1 protein-coding gene is annotated in these 530 nt (G+C 60.0%); it reads right to left on the reverse strand.

Annotated elements, in window-relative coordinates:
• Positions 1-9: 9 nt before the first annotated feature.
• The coding region (locus A3709_RS20825; RefSeq protein ID WP_255359772.1) for a reverse transcriptase domain-containing protein at positions 10-530 on the reverse strand (521 nt) is incomplete at its 5' end.

Below are 530 nucleotides of genomic sequence, written 5' to 3' on the forward strand. Positions count from 1 at the left end.
CACGGCACGTCACGGTGCGGGTGACAGTCTGCGCGTGGCCCCGGTGAGGGCTTTCAGTTCGACCAGCACCTGCGTCCCGGGTAAACCTGCGCACACCCAACGCCACCAGCGTGTTGCGTAGGCCCCAATGCGGGCTTGGCCCGCACCTTGCTCATAAAGCTGGGTGATTCGCTCACGAAAGCGCGCGATGGTGTCCTTGGCTGGCGTCACGCCAGCACGGGTGTGGTGGTAGCCCAGAAACGTAAAGCCCCGGTCTATCTTGCCCACCCAGGTTTTGTCTGGATGGGTGTTGAGTTTGAGCTGCTGCAAGGTCTGCTGGATCAGGCGAATACCCCGCCTGAGTTGGTGACGGCGAGGCGTCATGATGACCCAGTCATCCATATAACGCACATAGGCAATGCCAGCGCGGTCCATCACATCATCCAATGGCTTGAGATAGATGGCCGCTAACAGCGGACTCAGGGGCGAGCCCCGGCCTATGCCTTTTTTGATGACGTTAAAGATGCCACCCGATTCCACTGTGCGGCCAA

This window comes from Halioglobus sp. HI00S01 (assembly GCF_001635445.1).
GTDB lineage: Bacteria > Pseudomonadota > Gammaproteobacteria > Pseudomonadales > Halieaceae > Halioglobus > Halioglobus japonicus.